The 18443-nt window shown below is 72.4% G+C and carries 12 protein-coding genes; 1 reads left to right on the top strand and 11 read right to left on the bottom strand.

The features are described 5' to 3' along the window. Positions 1–582: a nitroreductase gene (locus OG448_RS00580; RefSeq protein WP_405550573.1), complete on the bottom strand. Its 582-nt coding sequence runs from the start codon at positions 580–582 to the stop codon at positions 1–3. A 307-nt stretch (positions 583–889) separates the two neighbouring features. Beyond that, positions 890–1195, bottom strand: a complete 306-nt coding sequence (locus OG448_RS00585; protein ID WP_405550574.1) for a hypothetical protein — start codon at positions 1193–1195, stop codon at positions 890–892. Positions 1196–1516: 321 nt separating this feature from the next. On the opposite strand from OG448_RS00585, the gene OG448_RS00590 reads away from it, so the two are divergent. Further along, the gene (locus OG448_RS00590) at positions 1517–2515 is read left to right on the top strand and encodes a LuxR C-terminal-related transcriptional regulator (protein ID WP_405550576.1); all 999 of its coding nucleotides are present in this window, start codon (positions 1517–1519) and stop codon (positions 2513–2515) included. A 75-nt stretch (positions 2516–2590) separates the two neighbouring features. On the opposite strand, the gene OG448_RS00595 is transcribed toward OG448_RS00590, so the two are convergent. From OG448_RS00595 to OG448_RS00635, 9 genes are all read right to left on the bottom strand, one after another. Then, a complete protein-coding gene (locus OG448_RS00595; protein WP_405550577.1) occupies positions 2591–3871 on the bottom strand; it encodes a Zn-dependent hydrolase in 1281 nt (426 codons plus the stop codon). Positions 3872–4042: 171 nt separating this feature from the next. Next, complete coding sequence (locus tag OG448_RS00600) at positions 4043–5977, bottom strand: S9 family peptidase (protein ID WP_405550579.1); 1935 nt, start codon at positions 5975–5977, stop codon at positions 4043–4045. 477 nt (positions 5978–6454) lie between these two features. Next, positions 6455–7096 (bottom strand): TIGR00730 family Rossman fold protein, encoded by a 642-nt coding sequence (locus OG448_RS00605; RefSeq protein ID WP_405550581.1) that lies wholly within the window; start codon positions 7094–7096, stop codon positions 6455–6457. A 75-nt stretch (positions 7097–7171) separates the two neighbouring features. Further along, a complete protein-coding gene (locus OG448_RS00610; RefSeq protein WP_405550584.1) occupies positions 7172–8488 on the bottom strand; it encodes a tetratricopeptide repeat protein in 1317 nt (438 codons plus the stop codon). A gap of 39 nt (positions 8489–8527) precedes the next feature. Then, the gene (locus OG448_RS00615; RefSeq protein ID WP_405550587.1) at positions 8528–10513 is read right to left on the bottom strand and encodes a M13-type metalloendopeptidase; all 1986 of its coding nucleotides are present in this window, start codon (positions 10511–10513) and stop codon (positions 8528–8530) included. Then, the gene (locus OG448_RS00620) at positions 10510–11958 is read right to left on the bottom strand and encodes an MFS transporter (RefSeq protein WP_405550588.1); all 1449 of its coding nucleotides are present in this window, start codon (positions 11956–11958) and stop codon (positions 10510–10512) included. Before OG448_RS00620 ends, OG448_RS00615 begins: the two co-directional genes overlap by 4 nt. Before the next feature lie 9 nt (positions 11959–11967). Continuing rightward, positions 11968–13176: a cupin domain-containing protein gene (locus OG448_RS00625; protein WP_405550589.1), complete on the bottom strand. Its 1209-nt coding sequence runs from the start codon at positions 13174–13176 to the stop codon at positions 11968–11970. Positions 13177–13894: 718 nt separating this feature from the next. Then, on the bottom strand, positions 13895–15079 hold the full coding sequence (locus tag OG448_RS00630) for a cupin domain-containing protein (RefSeq protein ID WP_405550592.1): 1185 nt from the start codon (positions 15077–15079) through the stop codon (positions 13895–13897). A gap of 1952 nt (positions 15080–17031) precedes the next feature. Continuing rightward, entirely contained in the window at positions 17032–18273 is a 1242-nt protein-coding gene (locus OG448_RS00635) for a hypothetical protein (protein ID WP_405550593.1), read from the bottom strand. Positions 18274–18443 lie beyond the last annotated feature (170 nt).

Raw genomic sequence — 18443 nt, forward strand, 5'->3', positions numbered from 1 at the left:
CTACAGGGGCAGGAGCTGGGGGGTGAAGACGGAGATGTGGTTGGTGATGTCTTCGGGGGTGCGGCGCCTGGGGGCACGGGGGTGGTGGGGGGTGCCGATGTAGAGCCAGCCCAGGAGGCGTTCTTCGGGGCGCAGGCCGAGGGTGTGGCGGGTGCGTTCGGACTGGGTGAAGCGGCCGGTGCGCCAGACGCTGCCGAAGCCGCGGGCGTGCAGGAGGAGTATCAGGGAGCCGGCCATGGCGCTGGTGGCTGCGAGTTGTTCCCATTCGGGGATGGAGGCGCGGTGGGCGGGGTCGTCGGGGACGGGGGTGAAGACCAGGGTGGCCAGCAGGGGGGCTCGTTGGGGTTTGGTCTGCATCTGTTCGCGGCGGGGCTGGGGGCCGTCGTAGTCGTCGGCGAAGCAGCGGCCCAGGGCGGTGCGTCCTTCGCCGCGTACCAGGATCCAGCGCCAGGGGCGCAGCCGGCCGTGGTCGGGGGCGGTGGCTGCCGCGCGCAGGAGGTAGGCGAACTCCTCGTCGTTGGGGGCGGGTTCGACGAGTTGGTGTTCGCTGCGGCGGGTCAGCACGGCCGTCATGACATCCATGGCTGTTCCTCTTCTGCGTACGGTTCTTGAAGAAAGGCGGGCGGGCGGCGGGGGCCGGCGGTTACTGCCAGCCGGAGTCGTTGTCCGTGGTGCTGGACGCCTGGTGCACGTGGACGGGTGCTGCGGCTGTGCCCCGAGCTGTGTCGCCGACCGCCATGGGTGTGCCTCCGTTGTCCTCGATGGGCTGACTCCTTTGAGGGTGCCGTTCCGTACGCGCCGCCGTAAGGGGGAAATGTGCAGGTCAAACCGTCCATGACCTACTTAGGACATGCCTGGGCGGCTGGGCGGGGCGGTTTCCCGGCGGGTTTCAGAGGGGCCAGTCGGCGTCGATGGGAATGAGCGGTACCTCGGCGCGCAGCAGGGTCCAGGAGTGCAGCCAGTGGTGGTCGTCGAGGGTGCGGCGCCACAGGGTGACGGCGGTCTCTTCGGCCGCCTGGAGGGTGGCGGCGCTGATGTAGACGCCGATGACGGGGTGGGGGTGGGTGTCGGCGTGGACGACGACGTGTTCGACACCGTTCACGTCCCGGCCGCAGGCGGCCACGGCGTCGGCCGTCCCGCTGGGCAGGAGGACACCGTGCACGGGTGGCTGCACGTGGACATGGACGAGGTACATGGCGGGTTTCCTGCCGGCGTCGGACCCGTTTGCCGGGCGACCGGCAGACAGCGGAAAGTGCAACATGGCACGAGTCGCTGGTGGCGTCTACGTCCGACGACGTTGAACAACCGTCCGGGACGGGTGTGCCGGGTGCTGCCCGGGCGGCCTGTGCGGGTGGGGCGAGTGTCTGTGAGAACGGTCAGTCTTGGGCCAAGAGAGTGCGTATTCGGCCGATCGCGCGTACATCTGCACTACTCTCCTCTCCCTAACAGCGGTTGAGGCACGCGCTCATCGGCCTTGAGCGGTTCAGGTGCCATACAGACCTGTCGGGGGAATGAGATGCTTGATCTTCTCGGGCTCGACCACCAGACGGAATCCGTGTACCGGGCCATGCTCGCCCATCCCGAGGACGGCGTGGAGGGTCTGGTCTCCCGGCTGGGCAGACCGGCGAAGGAGATCCGGGACGCGCTGGACCGGCTGAGCGAGCTGGCGCTGGTCCGTTTCTCCACCGAGGACCCCACGCAACTGCACGCGGTCAGCCCGCATCTGGGCATCGAGATCCTTCTTGCGCGGCAGCAGGCGGAGCTGGCGGCGCAGCAGCAGCGGGTGGAGGCGAGCCGTGCCGTGGCGGCGCGGCTGATCTCGGAGTTCGCCGGGCAGCAGGAGGACGTTCCCGACGCGGGGGTGCAGTATCTGCGAGGTCTGGAGTCCATCCGGGACTATCTGACGGCGCTCAACCATCAGGTCCGCCACGAGTTCCTCGCGTTCGCGCCGGGCGGGCCGCAGACGGAGGCCAACATGCAGGCCTCGCGTCCGCTGAACCAGCGGCTGCTGGAGCGGGGTGTGCAGATGCGGACGATCTACCTGGACAGTATCCGCCGGGACGCGGCGACGGTGGCGTACGCGGAGTGGCTGATGGACAAGGGTGCTCAGGTGCGGACGGTGCCGTCGCTGCCGAACCGGATGATCATCTGTGACCGGCAGGTGGCGATCATGGCCGCGGACAGCAACGCCACCTCCGTGGGGGCGGTGGTGCTCAGCGCGCCGGGTCTGATCGCCTCCCTGTGCACGCTGTTCGACACCACCTGGCAGGCGGCGGAGGCGCTGGGCACTCCGCCGGGGCGGGAGCAGGAGGGGCTGACTCGGCAGCAGGCCGAGGTGCTGCACCTGCTGGCCGAGGGCCACACCGACGACGCGATCGCCCGGAAGCTGGGGGTCTCCCCCCGTACGGCGCGGCGCTTCGCCAACACGCTGATGGCGCAACTGGACGCGCGCAGCCGTTTCCAGGCCGGGGTGCGGGCGGTGCAGTACGGGTATCTGCCGGCGAGTGTCGGTTAGGGGCACGGTTTCCCTGGTTTCGGTGTTCAACTGCGAAGTGACGCAGTTGAACACGTCCCGGCCGCGGCTGGGGGCTCAGTGGGCGTGGGCGGTTTTCAGGGCGGTGCGCAGCAGGATCTCGGCGCCGAGGACCAGGTCGGCGGGGTGGGTGTCCTCGTGGGGGACGTGGCTGACGCCGCCCACACTGGGCACGAAGATCATGGCGGTGGGGGTGAGGTCGGCGACGACCTGGGCGTCGTGGCCGGCGCCGCTGGGCAGCGACTGGTACGGGGCGCCCAGTTCCAGGCAGCTCTCCTCGATCAGGCCGCGCAGGTGCTCGCTGGTGGACACCGGAGCGGAGTACGTGCGGGCGAGGGTCTCGATGCGGGTGCCGGTCTGCCGGGCGAGGTTGTCCAGCTCGCGACCGAGGACGGTTTCGGCCTGCCGCATGCGGGCGGCGTCGGTGTCGCGCAGGTCGGCGGTGAGCCGCACGGTGTCGGCGATGGTGTTGGGCGAGTTGGGGTGGATGTCGAGGCGGCCGACGGTGGCGACCCGGCACAGGTCCAGCGTGGTGGCGAGGCGTTCGACGGCCAGGGTGGCGCGGGCGGCCGCGGCCAGGGCGTCGCGGCGGCCCGGCATCGGGGCGGTGCCGCAGTGGCCGGCGCCGCCGCTGATCTCGACGGTGAGGACGGTGCGTCCGGTGATGCCGTCGACGACGCCGATCCGGTTGCCGGCGCGTTCGAGCACGGGCCCCTGCTCGACGTGGAGTTCGAGGTAGGCGGCCAGCGACTCGGCGGGCCAGACGGCGCTGCCCAGGGCGTCGAGGTCGCCGCCGGCCAGGGCGAGGGGTCCGCGCAGGGGGTGGCCGTCGTGGTCGAGGGGTTCGCGGGGCAGGTCGGCGAGCCGGCCCGCCAGGACGGACGAGCCGAAGAACGGCTGCGGGAACAGTGCGCCCTCCTCGTTGGAGAAGGCGGCCGCCACCGGCTCGAACGCGGTCTCGATGCCCGACTCGGCGAATGCCTGCACCACTTCCAGGGCCGCCAGCACACCGTAGGCGCCGTCCAGGCGGCCGCCGTTGACGACCGTGTCCAGGTGGGAGCCCATCAGGACGGCCGGGCGGGCAGGAGTGGTGCCCGGCTGGCGGGTGCGGACCATGAGGTTCCCGGCCGCGTCCACCGAGGTCGCCAGGCCCGCGGCCCGGCTCTCCTCCAGGACGTAGGTGCGGGCTTCGCGGTCGGCGCGGCTGAAGCCCTCGCGGGTGATGCCGCCGGTCACCGGGTCACGGCCGATACGGCCCAGTTCCTCGACGCGGCGCAGCAGCCGCTCGGCGTCGACGGCGGGCTGGGCGGTGCGGCGGTGGGCCACTGGTTGACTCATGAGTCCTCCAGATCCGTTGAGTCGAGCCCTGCACGACAAAGGGGGGTGCAGGGGGTGCGGGGGTGGTGCGGCGGGCCCCGGCCCCGGTGGCGGGTACCGGGGCCGCACGCCCTGCCGGCCGACGGGGCCGGGGGGCGGGGCCGGGCGCGGGGGCCGGCCGACCGGGGCCGATCAGAGGTGGCGGTCCCACCATTCGAGGACCGCTTCGAAGCGGGCCACCCGGTGGCTGGGCAGGCCGGAGCGGGACAGGTCGTGGCCTTCGCCGGGGAACAGGAGCAGCTCCACCGGGACGCCGCGGGTTTTCAGGGCCACGAACAGCCGCTGCGCCTGTTCCATCGGGCAGTGCCGGTCCTCGTCGGACTGGATGATCAGCACCGGCTTGGTGATGGAGTCGACGTAGGTCAGCGGGCTCTTCTCCGCCCAGCGGGCGGGGTCGGCGCCGTACAGGGCGATCGCGACGTTCACGCCGTCGTCGCTGGAGGCCGCGTAGCTGTCCACCGCGTACAGGCCGCGCTCGCCGATGAACGCGCGGAACCGTTCGCCGTGGTGGGCCGCCATCCAGGCCGCCATGTAGCCGCCGAAGGACCCGCCCATCACCCCGACCCGGCCGCCGTCCAGGTCCGGTGCCTGAAGTGCCGTGTCCAGCAGAGCCAGGAGGTCGGGGGCGGTCTTGCGGGCCAGGTCGTCCACGACGTGCATGCCGTGCTCCTGGCCGTAGCCGGAGCAGCCGCGCGGGTTGCCCAGGACCACGGCGTAGCCGGCGCTCGCGTACACCAGGGCCTCGTCGAGGGCGGCGGGGCCGTTCAGGGTGTAGCCGAACTGGGTGTAGGGGCCGCCCTTGATCTGGAGCAGGACCGGGTGGGGGCCTTCGCCGCGGGGGCGGACGATCCAGCCCTGGAGGTCGTAGCCGTCCTCGGTGGTGGCGGTGAACTCCTCCACCGGCAGGAGGTCGGTCTGTTCGGTCAGGCGGGGGCCGAAGCCGGTGAGCAGGTGTTCCTCGCCGTCGCGGAGGCTGACCAGGTCGCCGGCGCTGGTGGCGCTGGAGACGACGGCCGCCACGACCCGGCCGTCCGGGGTGTCGACGGCTGTGTAGGCGTTGACCTGGCGGGCCCCGGTGATCAGCGGGGTGGGTGCGCTGCCGTCGTAGGGGACGAGCAGCAGGTGGACCTCGCCGCGGTGGTCGGCGGCGAAGAGCACGCCGTCGGCGACCGGGTGGATCATCTGGCTGGCGAAGCTGAGGTGGTAGTCCTCGTGGGTGAGGCGGCGGGCCGGGGCGGAGCCGTCGACGGGGGCGGACCACAGGCCGTAACTCATCGTGGCGAACGCGTTGTTGTTCTCGTCCAGCGGCTCGGCGGCGAAGCACAGGGTGGCGCCGTCGGGGGCGAAGCGGGGGCAGCCCAGGATCAGGCCGCCGTCGGTCAGCGCGCGCAGGCCGCTGCCGTCGGGGGCGCACACCCACAGGTCGTTGCGCAGGTCGTCGCCCGCGCCCTGGTGGCGGGCGGCGGTGAAGGCCAGGAGCCGGCCGTCGGGGCTCCATGAGACGTCCGCGTGGTCGAAGTCGCCGTCGGTGACCTGGACGGTGGCGGCGGGGTCGTCGGCGAAGGGGTCGGTGACGAAGAGGTGGCGGGGCCGGTCGTAGGTGAACCCGAACCCGTCCGCCCAGTACCGCAGGGTGGTGATGCGGCGCGGGGCCTCGTTCTGCGGGGCGCCGGTGTAGCGGCCCGGGGCGGGCACCCGTGCCATGTAGGCGATGCGGGTGGAGTCCGGGCTCCACACCGCCTGGCCGGCGCCGATGGGGTGGCTGGTGACGGGGCGGGCGTCGCCGCCGTCCAGCGGCAGCAGGTGGATCTGGCCGGGCCCGCCGGGGACGGGGCGCAGGAACGCCAGGTGGCGTCCGTCGGGGGAGAACGCCGGGGCGGCGTCGTGCGGGCCGCGGGTGAGCAGGCGGGCGGGCCGGCTGCCGTCGGTCTCGGCCAGCCACAGCTCGGACACATACCCGTCGGCGGCCAGGTCGGGACGCGTCACCGCCACCGCGGCGAACCGGCCGTCGCCCGACAGCGTCGGCTTTCCCAGAACAGGAAGGAGATCAATGTCTGTGAACTTCATGCCTTCGAATTTAGAGGCGGTACGAAAGAGCAGTCAATGATGATGGAATTGAACAGCAAAAAGGCGCGAAGACGGTTTTTCTCGTCTTCGCGCCTGCATATTCTCATTGTTTTTTTTGTTGCGGCGGAGGGGCGGTTCAGGAAACTGGGCCGCCCCTCCGGCCGCAGCAGCTAATTACTGGATGTTGACGTAGTACGAGGTCGCGAGAAGCTCGGCGGAGGTCTCGATGAACTCGATGTCGTCGAACGCCACGGTGTTCTCCATGATGCTCACTCCTTTACCATCTCGGTTTCCTCCGGTGTTTCCCGGCGGTGATGAAATATTCGCCCCTTGAGGCCCCCGGCGTCAACCACGGTCTTTGCCGGGAAAGTTGGACACCATTCCTGGACACTTTTTCCCGGAAAAACAAGCGAGGGCGCCCCCGCCGCGAATGCGGTGGGGGCGCCCTCGAACAGGTGCGGGGAGGTGGGGCGGGAGTCAGGCGGTCGCCGGGGCCGGCTCGGTGCGGGAGGCCGTGAGCAGGTCGATGGCGTCCTCGACGTCCCGGCCCTCCTGGATCAGGCTCCGCTCCCCCGCCTTGAGAAACCCTTCCTGGACGAGGTGGTCCAGCATGCTCAGCAGGGGGTCGAAGAATCCGTGGTGATTGACCACGACGATCGGTTTACGCATGAGCGACAACTGGTTCCAGGTCGCCACCTCCAGCAGCTCGTCCAGCGTCCCGAATCCGCCCGGCAGCACCGCGAAACCCGTGGATAGCCGGTACATGAGTGCTTTGCGTTCATGCATGGAACGCACCAGGAAAAGCGCGCCCGGCGCGTTGTCGGCGCGCTCGCGTTCGTGCAGGAAACGGGGCACCACTCCGGTGACACCGCCGCCCGCGTCCATGACGGCATGGGCCACCGCGCCCATCACCCCCACCCCGCCGGCGCCGTACACCAGGTCCAGACCGTGGCGGGCCAGCGCGGTGCCGAATTCGCGGGCGAGCAGCAGATGGTCGGGGCGGGCGCCGTCGCGGGCGCCACAGAACACGGCGATCTTCTCGCTCTGCTCGATTTCGGGGGGCATCTCCAGGACAGAGGACATCTCGGATTCCTTTTGAAGTCGGTCGAGGTCGGTCACTTCGGCGGGTGTGCCGTTTTCCGGGGGCTGCCCGGGGTGGTGCCTTGTGCGTGCTGGGTCGCGTGGTGCCGTGGTTCAGGAGAGGGCCGCCAGGCGCCGTTCGACGGAGGCGGCCTCCTGCAGGCGGTGCTGGGCCCGGTACACCGCCGCCGCGCTCCCCCACGCGGTGCGGGCGTCGGCCGGGCGGCCGGTGGCGGCGTAGCTGTCGCCGAGGCGGTCCAGGGCGCCGGCCTCCTGGTAGGTGTTGCCCAGGGTCCGGCAGTGGGCGAGGGCGGCCCGGTAGGCGCTCACCGCGTCCTCGTGCCGGCCGGCCTGCTGGGCGAGCAGGCCCAGGCTGTCCAGCGCGGCCGCCTCCCCGCCCAGGTAGCGGTGGCGGCGGGAGAGGTCCAGGGCGCGGGCGCAGTACCGCTCGGCCTGGGCGGGATCGCCCAGGCGGGTGAAGTACCAGCCGGCGGCGTTGAGGGCGTCGGCCTCGGCCGTCCACTGCTGGGCGCGCCGGAACAGCGCCGCCGCGCACACCGCGTGGGTCAGGGCCGCCGCGTCCTGCCCGGCCATCTCCTCGGTCCAGGCCAGGATGTAGTACGCCCATGCCTGCGGGCCCGGCCGGCCGTGGCGCTCGGCGATCCGCACCGCCCGCTCCAGGTGGGCGAGGGCGTCGGGGTGCCGGCCGGCGCGGCTGGCCGCCTGCCCGGCGTAGCGGTGGGCGGTGACCTGCGCCTCCGGGTCGCCCAAGGCGTGGGCGGCGCGCAGGACGTCCGCCCACTGCTGTTGCTGCAGGGCGATGTGGCCGCGGCGGACGTAGTGCGCGTTGAGGCAGGCCGCCAGGTGGAACACCGTCCACCGCCGGCCGGTGTCACGGGCCAGTTCCCGCACCGCGGTCAGGGTGGTGTGTTCCTCGTCCAGCCAGGCCAGCGCCGCCTCCCGGGTGGCGGGTTCCTCCGGCACACAGCCCGGCTCCGCGGGGGTGAGGGGGAGTTCGGGGTGGTGGGGGGCGATGACGCGGTCCGCGCGGTGGGCGGTGTGCAGGTAGTGGCCGATCAGGCGGCGCAGGGCCGCGCCGTCGCCGGGGCGGACGGTGGCGGGGTGGGCCGGCGGGGCGGAGCGGGGGCGGTAGCGGCCCGGGGCGGTCTGTTCGCACAGGCCGCCGGCGGTGAGGCGGTCCAGGAGGGCTGCCGCCGGGGGGACGTCGACGGCGAGGAGCGAGGCGGCCGCGGGGACGGCGATGTCCGGGCCGGGCACCAGGCGCAGCAGATGCCAGGCCTGCCCGTCGCCCGGCACAGGGCAGGGCCGCACCGGCGCGTACCCGGACCGGACGGGCGGCGTGTCCGGGGCGGCGGGACGGGGGGCCGGCCGGCGTGCGGGGGCGGCGGGGCGGGCGTGGGCGTGGGCCATGGTGTGCCTCCTGGGCGGGGCGTCAGCCGGCCGTGCCGGTCACAGCAGCGTGAACCGGGCGTCGGGCGGGATGAACATCGAGTCGGTCTCGGTGACGCCGAACGCCCGGTAGAACGCCGGGACATGGCCGAGGACGGCGTTGCAGCGCACCTGGGGCGGGGCGTGCCGGTCGTGGGCTAGCCGCTCGCGCATACGGCCCGGCGTGCGCTTGACCCGCCACATCGTCGCCCACAGCACGAAGAACCGCCGGGTCTCGGCCTCCCGTTCCGCCCCGGTCAGGCGGGAGGCGGCCAGGTGGGCGGCGAACGCGGTGTGCGCGACGGTGAGCCCGGTGATGTCGGCGATGTTCTCCCCCGCCGTCCGGGCGCCGCTGACGTGTTCCCCGTCCAGCCCCTCGGGGACGTAGCGGTCGTAGTGGTCGATGAGGAGGGCGGTGCGCCGGGTGTACTCGGCGCGGTCCTCCTGGCTCCACCACTCGCGCAGCCGGCCCTCGCCGTCGTAGCGCGAGCCCCGGCTGTCGAAGGCGTGGGACATCTCGTGGCAGATGACCGAGCCGAGCAGGGCGAAGTTGCGGGTCATGTCGCCGCCCGCGTCGAACAGCGGCGGCTGCAGCAGCGCGGCGGGGACGACCACCTGGTTCAGGCCGTGCCGGTAGTAGGCGGTGACCGTCTGCGGCGACACCTTCCACTCACCCCGGTCCACGTCGCCGCCGAGGCGGCCCAACTGGCGGTCGAAGGACCGGCCGCGGCCCCGGCGCACATTGCCCAGCAGATCGGCCGGGTCGGTGTGCAGGGCGCCGCGTGCGGCGGTGTCGCGGGGGTGGCCGAGTTCCACGCGCAGGGCGTCCAGTTTCGCCAGCGCCGCCTCCCGCGTGCTTGCCGTCATCCACCCGGCCCGCTCCAGACAGCCCCGGTAGGCCGTCACCAGGGCCTGCACCAGATCGGCGGCGGCCTTCAGGGTGCCGGGCGCGAGATGTTGCTGGAGGTAGCGTTCGCCCACCTCGTCCCCCAGGACGGTCTGCACGAAGGACGTCGCCCGCATCCAGCGCGGCCTGGAGGTGCGGGAGCCGGTGAGGACCTGGCCGTAGAAGCGGAAGTTCTCCGCGAACAGGGCGGCCGGCGCGAACGGGGCCGCCTCGTGCACCTGCAGCCACAGCAGCCACAGCTTCAACTCGTCGAGGCTGTGGGTGTTCCACCAGGCGTCCAGCGCGGGCCGGTAGGGGCCGGGGCGGATCTGGAGGCGGGCGGCGGGCGGGATGTCGCCGAGACCGTCCAGGAACGCACCCCACGGAAAACCACCCTCCCCGTCCCCGGCGCCGGTGCCGGTGCCGGTGGTGAGGTGGGCGGCGGTGGTCACCTGGGCCTGGGCCCGGATACGGCCGGAGGCGTCGGGGCGGGTGTGGGCGGCGGCCAGCGCGCTCTCCACCCGCACCGCCGCCTGCGCCGCCTGATGCGGATCGGGCTGGCCGGCCAGGTCCAGAACGGCCCGCACGTGTCCGGCGTACTGCTCGCGCAGCGGGGCGTGGCCGGGGTCCAGGTAGGCGGCCGGGCCGCCGGGCAGGGCGAGACCGGACTGGGTGAGGGTGAGCAGGTAGCCGCGGACCCCGGTGGTGTCGGCCTCCACGGTCGCCTCCACCGGGCCACCGACCCCCTCGCGCTGCAGGCGGCCCATCAGGCGGGCCAGCTCCGCGCGGCCGGTGACCGCGCGGACGGCATCGAGGAGGGCGGTGAGATCGGCCGGGCCGCGCTCGGCGATGCCCGCCTCGTCCATGAAACTCGCGTACAGGTCGGCGATCTGCCGCCCCGCACCCCCCGCCCCGGTGGTCTGGGGCGGGGTGCTGTCGCGGATCACGGCGACGACGTCGTCCTGCACCTTCTCGCCCAGCAGGGACAGCAGGGTCGCCTCGGCCCGGTGCTCGGGCAGCCGGAACGCCTCCAGCCAGCGGCCGTTGACATGGGCGTGGAAGTCGTCCTGCGGCCGGACGGACGGATCGGTGTCGACGTCGTACGCCGTGACCGCGTTCACCGGGAGGCGGCCTTGTCCGGGACGGGACGGGCGAGCACGGCCGGTTCCGCGACGGTGTCCAGGGCCGGCTCGGTGAGCGTGCCTGCGGCCGGCTCGGTGACGGTGAGCCCGGTTTCGGCGCGGGCGGTGCGCGCGGCGGTGTCCGGGGCCAAGTCCGGTGCGGTGTCCGTGGTTTCGGGGCGGGCGGTGCCCGCGGCCGGGTCCGGGGTGGTGTCCGCGGGTTCGGGGGTGGTGTCCGCGGTGTGCAGCAGGGCGCGGTGGAAGACGAGGACGGCGAGCAGGGAGCAGGTACCGGCCAGGAGGAAGGCGTAGCGGGGCTGGATGAAGCCGAGGATGACACCGCCCATCAGGTAGCCCAGGGCGGGGCCGGTGTTGGAGACGGCGCCGAGGGCGGCGAAGGCGCGGCCGCGGTGGCTGTCGGGGACGCGGAGGTTGATGACGATGTGGGTGACGGTGGCCTGGGCGCCGTTGCCGAAGCCGCCGATGACGTAGCAGGGCACGATCCACCAGGCGCCCGGGGCCAGGCCGGTGGCGAGGATGCCCACCGAGATGCACAGGAACGAGCCGATCAGGAGGGCCTCGTGGCTGAGCTTCTTGACCCGGCGGACCAGCAGGGCGCCGGGGACCAGGCCGGCCATCCAGGCGGACATGATCAGCCCGTAGGTCTCCTCGGAGCCGCCGAAGGTGTCGCGGACGTAGAAGACGATGAGGACGTTGATGATGCTGGCGGCCGCCATGACGACGCCGCTGACGGCGAGGATGGAGCGCAGGAAGCGGTCGCTGCCCACCCGGTAGGCGGGCGCGGCCTTCTGCCCGGCGGTGCCGGGGGCCGTGGCGGCGGGGGTGGTGTGGTGCAGGCGGGTGCGGATGGTCAGGGCGCCGGCGACGACGACGGCGAAGGATGCGGCGTCCAGAAGCAGGGAGAGGCGGACGCCGAAGTGGGCGGTGAGGAAACCGGCGATGCCGGGGGCGATGACCATGCCCGCCATCGCGGTGGTCTGGGAGATCGCGGAGGCGCGCGGGACGTTGTCCTTGCCGACCATCGCGGCGGGCAGTCCGGCGAACACCGGGTGGGTGAAGGCCAGTCCGGTGGAGAGCAGCACGGCCAGGACGATCAGCAGGGCCGGGGTGGTGGTCAGGGTCATCGCCAGGCAGGCCAGGATCTGCAGCGAGGCGACCGTGATGATGAGCCGGCGGCTGTCGAAGCGGTCGGCGAACCGGCCGGTGACCGGGGCCAGCAGCGCCGGCGGTACGGCGGCGGCCAGGAGGAGGGCCATGACCGCGTACGATCCGGCGCCGTTGGCCTGGAGCAGCAGGGTCAGGGCGGTGGCGGCGGCGATGTCGCCGGCGAAGGACAGCCCCCGCATGCCGGCCAGGACGTAGACGTCCCGCCAGGCAGGGGCCGCGGCCGGGGCGGCGGGGGTGGGTGGGGTGGTGTCGGACATGGTGAGGTGTCAGCTCCTCGTACGATCGGCGGTTTCCAGCACCCCGAGACGGGTCAGCCCCTGGGCGACGTGCACGGACCGGGCTTCGTCCACGCCCGGGAAGAAACGGGCCGCCGTCACCGCGCGGCCGTCCTGAAGGCCGCGCAGGGCGTCGGCGACGGCGTCGGGCACGTTGAGGCGGTGGCCGTTGACGAGCAGGGCGCTCTTGGCGCCGTCGCTCGGCCCGATCTCCAGGGGGACGGGGCTGCGGCGCAGCAGGGCGGCGGGGGCGAGGACGTCCGCGGACGCCAGGCGTTCGAACTCCCGGGGGCGGCCGGCCCCGGCGCGGGCGCGGCCCGTCTCGCGCAGCCGGTCCGTCTCCGCGGCCGCGTCGGCGCCGGCCAGCAGGTCCGCGAGCCGGGCGGACAGGGTCTTCAGGGTGGCCGCGGTGCCGGGGTGCGTGGGGTCGGCGAGGTGCGGGAAGCCGTCGAAGTCCGGGTCTTCGAGGAGGTGCTGGACGGTCTCGGCCAGCAGGTCGCGCCAGCGGCGCGGCTCGACGGTGACCGACAGGTGCAGGGACACCTGGTCCTTGGCGGCCGCTGCGTGCGGGGTTCCGTAGGGCAGGTACAGGATGTCACCCGCACGCAGCGTCGTCTCGATGGCGGGCGGCCCGAGGTCCTCGGGCCGGTGGGAGGCCTTGTCGGCGCGGCGGCCGGCCGGCGGTTCCCAGATCCGCCAGTCCTTGGTGCCCTCGATCTGGATGACGTAGACGTCGACCGGGTCGTGGTGCGGGGCGTAGCCGTCCTTGCCGGCCGGGGTGAGGAAGGCGACGACCTCGCATGGGCAGGCGAAGGTCCGGGCGAACAGGTCGGCCAGGTGGCGGGCGGCGGGCAGGAAGTGGTTCAGCGCGTTCCAGGTGACGGTGCCGCCGGAACGGAACAGTTCATACACCTGCTCGGCCACGACCGCCTCGGCCAGCGCCGCGCCGCGGTCGGTGACGGTCCGGGTGTAGGCCTTGCCCGGCACGCCGCGGCCGTCCTTGGCGATGCGCAGGTAGGCGGGTGAGACGGTTTCCAACGCGACGATGTCGTCGAGCTGCCGCACCGACACCAGATCCCGGGTCCGGCCGTCCAGGGCGCCCCTGCGCAGCAGCGGCTTGCGGTTGAAGTACTCCTGGAAGAAGACCTGACGGTCTCCGACGAGGTCTTCGAAGCCTTGGGGGGTCGTGGATGTGTCCACGCTCTTCGCCTCCAGCGGACGGGGTGGGGCCGGGGTGGGAACTGTGGTGCCGGTGCGGGGACTTGAGGGAAGGGGCAGGCAGGTACGGGGCCCCTCCCGGGGGACGGCAGGTGCGGGGCGGGGGTTGGAGCTCTCCCCTGCCGAGGCCGGGCCCGGTGGTCAGCTTCCGGGGCCGTGCCGGGTGTTCAACTTCCTTGGCCGTGGCCGGATTTCGCCCCTCCGGGCCGATGCCCCGGTGTTCACCTGCCGGTACCGGACCGCCGGCGCTGGCCCGCCGGGGCGGTGCCCCGAGTTTCAACTGCCGAGGTGGTAGTGGGTGTTAAGGGCCGGTGTGGTACCCGGTGTCGTGCGGTAACCGGGTGTCACGGGCCCGGTGCCGTGTCCCGGTGCTCGACTACCGGGGGCGGTAACGGGGGTGACGTGCGGGGGCGGTGCCCGGTGTTCACGAGGGGCGGGGCCGTACCGGGTGTCACGCGCCGTGTGGCGCGCGGTGTTCACCTGCCGGCGCGGTACCCGGGGGCCGGGTGCCACGTACCGGTGCGGTGCCCGGTGCTCTCGTGCGGGTGCCGGTTCCGGCGGCCCGGCAGCAGTCGGCGGAAAGCCGCTGGTGCCGGGCCGGCACACCCCGGTACCGGCCGGCACGAGCCGGGGCGGGGCCCGGTGTTCTCGTGCCGGTGCGGGACCGGGTGGCGCCTGCCGGGGGCGGAGCCCGGTGTTTTCAGTGGGTGGCGACTTCGAGGACGCCGAGGCGGGTCAGTCCCTGGGCGGCCTTGGTGGCCCGGTCGGGGTCGACGCCGGGGAAGATGTCGCCGGCTCGGACGTCGGCGGCCTCCAGGCCGGCGAGGGTCTCGGCGACCGGGGTGGGGACGGCGATCTTGTGGCCGTTGACCGTCATCTGGGTACGGCCGCCGTCGTTCGCGCCGAACTCCACCACGGCCGCCGTACGGCGCAGCAGGACGGTCGGGGTGATGCGGTCGGTCTCGGCGATCGTCTGGAAGGTGGTGCCGTGCGAACTGCCCGGCATGGTGCGGCCCAGCTCGGCCAGCCGGTCCAGCTCGGCGCCGCTGTCCAAGGCGTCCATACGGGCGGCCAGCGCGGCGATCTTCTGCCGGAACAGGGCCTCGGTGCCGGCGCCACGCAGGGCACCGATGTGCGGGTACTGGTTGAACTCCGGCCCGGAAGCGGCCTGTTCGAACGTCTCGCGCAGCAGGTCCTTCCACATGCGGGGCCGCATCATGATCGACAGGTGCAGGGACACCTGGTCCTCGGCGGCGGCCGCGTGCGGGGTGTTGTAGGGCAGGTAGAGGACGTCACCCGGCTCCAGGAGGACCTCGATGACCGGCTCGCCGAGCTCCTCGTCGGTGTAGGAGGCGTTGTCGCCGTCCCGCTGGGCGGGCAGGTCCCACAGCTTCCACCGCTTCGTGCCCTCGAGCTGCACGATGAACAGGTCGACCGGGTCGTGGTGCGGGAGGTAGCCGCGCTTCTTGGTGGGCGTCATGAACCCCACCACGTCGGTGCGCACGGCCATCTTGTCGCTGATGACGCGGGTGAAGTCCCGCAGCTCGGGCACGATCTGGTTCAGCGAGCACCAGGTGACCGTCGCGCCGGCCCTGAACAGCTCGTAGATCTTCTCCGGCACGACCGTGTCGGTGATGTTCACGCCCTGCACGACGACACTGCGCGTGTAGCCCTTCTCGGGCACACCGGAACCGTTGTGGTTGACCTTGATGTAAGGCGGCCGGATCGATTCCATGTGCAGCAGCTCGTCGAGCTTGCGGATGGACAGGATGTCCCGGACGTCGCCCGGCATCGCGTTCTTCCGCAGCAGGGGCTTCTTGTCGAAGTACTCGGCAAAGAAGACCTTCTCGTCCCCCACCAGATCTTCGAATGTGAAGTCGTACATTGCATTCCTTTCGATGCCCGATGGCGTGGAACGAAACCTTTTTATGCGGCGGAGGGGCGGCAGCCTGTTGGTACGGGCCGCCCCTCCGGCCGCATCGGTATTACTGGATGTTGACGTAGTACGACGTCGCCAGCAGCTCGGCGGAGGTCTCGATGAACTCGATGTCGTCGAACGCCACGGTGTTCTCCATGTTGTTCACTCCCTCTTGTTTCCCAGTAATTTCCGCCGGGGTGTTCCGGCGATGACCAAATACTCGCCCCGAGCGGGGCGGGACGTCAACGGAAGAAAAACCTGAACAGTGGGGCGGCCGGATATGCGGAAACGCGCGGGGACAGGCGGAAAGAAGAGAGGCAACCGAGGGCTGGGGGGTCAACTGCGGACGGGCGCAGTTGAACACCGGACACGACGGGGCCGGGGGGCACGGGGGGGGTAATTCCAGGTGGGGCGCGGTAGCAGGGCGCACCTCCGTACCGCGGCGGCAGGGGGCGGATCTTTTCGCAGCGGCAGGGCGTTCCCTCCACTGCGTGAGGGCACGGCTCCCTTATACGACGACGGGGTGCGGGCCTTTCACGCGGCCAGCCCGCAGGAAAAAAGAGTGCTCAACTGCGGAGGAACGCAGTTGAACACGCACAGCGGGGCACGCCAGGGTCCGGGGTTGCCGGGTGGACGGCAGCAGCAGAGAGCGACTCCTAACTTAAACCGGGCAGCAGGCGCGGCAGCGGGACACGGCTCCCTCATACGACGGCAGGACGCGGCTCCTTTTACGGAGACACGACGGAAGGAAAAAGGGGGGACTGCGGACGAGCGCAGTCGAACGCGGCGGGCCGGCCTCCACCCAGATAACCAACCGAGGGGCCGCAGCGGAGCACGCCCCCCCCCTTTTTTCGGCGTGGAGCAGTCCTCTTTCCGGCAGCGGGGCACGGCATCTTTTTGCGTGGGCGCGGCCGAAGGAGAAAGAGGGGGTCAACTGCGGACAGGCGCAGTTGAACACGCGCACCGGACCGGAACCCGGAGGCCCCGCCCGGGAGAGGGAACGTCGGGACGGGTCCCTCGCCGCAGCGGCGGGACACAGCTCCCCGAACACGGCACGGACCGAAGCAGGAAGGGGGACTCCGCTGCGGACAGGCGCAGTGGAACGCGCGGACCGGACCGGCGCCCGGGTGTCCTGCCGGGCGGCGTGCGGCAGCGGGGGCACGGCACCTGTACCGGGGCAGGGCGCAGCCGCGCAGGGCGGCTCCTTCTCGCGGCATTAGGGCGCGGTGCCTTTCCGGATACGAGCCGGGGTCCGCCCCCTCCGCCCGTACGGGGAGGAGCAACAGGCAGGTGGGCGAGCAGCAGGTGAAGGCCGCCCCGCAGCCGGAAGACACCGGCGGGCCGCCCCGGCCGACAGGCCCGAGCGGCGTGACCAGCCGGGAGGGGACGGCAGCGAAAAGACCCTGTGCCAGGCTGCGCAGATGTCCAGGGACGAGCCCCGGAACGAGCGGGCCAGGGATACGACCTCCGGGCACCGGCGGTAAAGACGCCCCGGACCCGACCGGACCGGACCGGACCGCGCCGGGGGGACGGGTTCGCAGGCGAGCAGGGCTGGCAATCGGACACACGATGCCGCCAGAAAGAGGCGGAGAAGAGCCCTGCCAGAACGCCACGACACCGCCTCCGGCGATCGGTCTTCATCTCCCACGCGGGCCGACCTCGCTCAGGCAGCCCGCGCCCGAGGGCCTGGTCCGAGACCTCATGCAGGCCGGCCCCCGCCCGGCGCCCCGTAGGGGGTGAGCCGGGCCGGGGGCCGCAGGGCGGGGCCGGTGCTGTCAGGCGCCCAGGGAGGAGGGCCGGGCGAGGTCCCGGCGCCCGCGCCCGAGGTCCTGGTCCGGGACCTTAAGCAGGCCGACCCCCGGCCCGGCGCCCCGTAGGGGGTGAGCCGGGCCGGGGGCTGCAGGGCGGGGCCGGTGCTGTCAGGCGCCCAGGGAGGAGGGCTGGGACAGGTCCGTGTCCGCCAGGTCCATGTCGCACAGTTCCTCCGCCAGCAGATGCCAGACCTCGGCGTATCCCTCGGCCAGCTCCGACAGCGGACTCCGGCAGTGGGCGGGAACGGCGTCCACGAGGCGCCGGCGGTCCCGGACCACCACCGCACACGCATCCAGCAACCGCAACACGTTCCGGCCCGCGTCGTTCAACCGCAGCGACGGATCCCGCCGCAACGCATCGAAGATCGCCAGCAGCTCGACAGGGCTCCTGGAACCCCGGGAACGCGACCGCACGGCCTGCCGACCCGGCTGGGCGTGCGCACGTATCAACGGCGTCACACCCGCCGACACCCCACCAGACGAGACCGGCAACCCAGCAGACCCGGCACCGGACAGCCCGGCACCCGCAGCGGGAGACGTCCCCGCGGACTCGGCACCGGACAGCCCGGCAGACTCGGCGGGCGCCGGACCGGCGACACGCACCACGGCCACCCCCTCCGGACCGGCCGCGCACGCAGCCGTACGCGACTGCGCCGCCCGCTGCCGCGGCGGCAACGGATCCTCACCCCGACGCAACCGGTCCCGCACATCCGCCACCGTCGCCGGAGACAACCCGGCCCGCCGCGCGATCTGACGCAACGACGCCCCCGGCTCCTCCCGCAACAACCGGCACGCCACCTCCCGCGCCTGCGCCGAACCCGCACCCACCGCCCGCGCCCGCCCGTCCCGCCCCACCCGAACCCCCGACACCGGCGTGTCCGCACCACAAGCACGCCGCACCTCCGCCACCTTCCGTGCCGACAACCCCGCCACCGCCGCCACCGCCCGGTCCGACCACCCCGGCCGCTCCACCACCATCCGCTCCGCCGCCGCCACCCGGTCCGCCACCGGCAACGCCCGCCCGTGCGTCACATTCACCGCCACCGCCAACAACGCGGCATCCTCCACCGCACCATCGAAAAACCGGACGGCGATCCGCTCCTCACCCCGCATCCGCGCCGCACACAACCGGTGCACCCCATCCACCACCGTCATCGACGCCCGATGCACCACAATCGCCGGCCACCCGGACTCCGACTCCGCAAGCTCCCCCACAAACCCCTCATCCACCCCACTCCCCCGCGGCGTGAACCCCACCCCCACCCCATCCACCGGCACCCACACCACCGGCCCCTGACCCACCCCATCCCGCAACCCGCCCACATAATCCAGACCCTCCACACCCACCACACCCCTCACCCCCACCCCCGCCTCAGACCCCACTCCCCTGCCACCCCGAATCATCCAAACCCGCCCCACCACCAACCGAACGAGACACCACCGCCACACGAACAGCAGCAGCACGAACCACAGCAGGAACAACCACCGACGAAGAGACACCAGCCTCGGGGAAGGCGACA

Origin of the sequence: Streptomyces sp. NBC_01171, assembly GCF_045039805.1 — a bacterium.
Taxonomy (GTDB): Bacteria; Actinomycetota; Actinomycetes; order Streptomycetales; family Streptomycetaceae; genus Streptomyces.

Coding starts and splice junctions, on each gene's coding strand:
- OG448_RS00595 (WP_405550577.1), bottom strand. CDS start 3,871: ATGAGTCAACCAGTGGCCCACCGCCGCACCGCCCAGCCCGCCGTCGAC.
- OG448_RS00585 (WP_405550574.1), bottom strand. CDS start 1,195: ATGTACCTCGTCCATGTCCACGTGCAGCCACCCGTGCACGGTGTCCTC.
- OG448_RS00600 (WP_405550579.1), bottom strand. CDS start 5,977: ATGAAGTTCACAGACATTGATCTCCTTCCTGTTCTGGGAAAGCCGACG.
- OG448_RS00590 (WP_405550576.1), top strand. CDS start 1,517: ATGCTTGATCTTCTCGGGCTCGACCACCAGACGGAATCCGTGTACCGG.
- OG448_RS00630 (WP_405550592.1), bottom strand. CDS start 15,079: ATGTACGACTTCACATTCGAAGATCTGGTGGGGGACGAGAAGGTCTTC.
- OG448_RS00580 (WP_405550573.1), bottom strand. CDS start 582: ATGGATGTCATGACGGCCGTGCTGACCCGCCGCAGCGAACACCAACTC.
- OG448_RS00610 (WP_405550584.1), bottom strand. CDS start 8,488: ATGGCCCACGCCCACGCCCGCCCCGCCGCCCCCGCACGCCGGCCGGCC.
- OG448_RS00620 (WP_405550588.1), bottom strand. CDS start 11,958: ATGTCCGACACCACCCCACCCACCCCCGCCGCCCCGGCCGCGGCCCCT.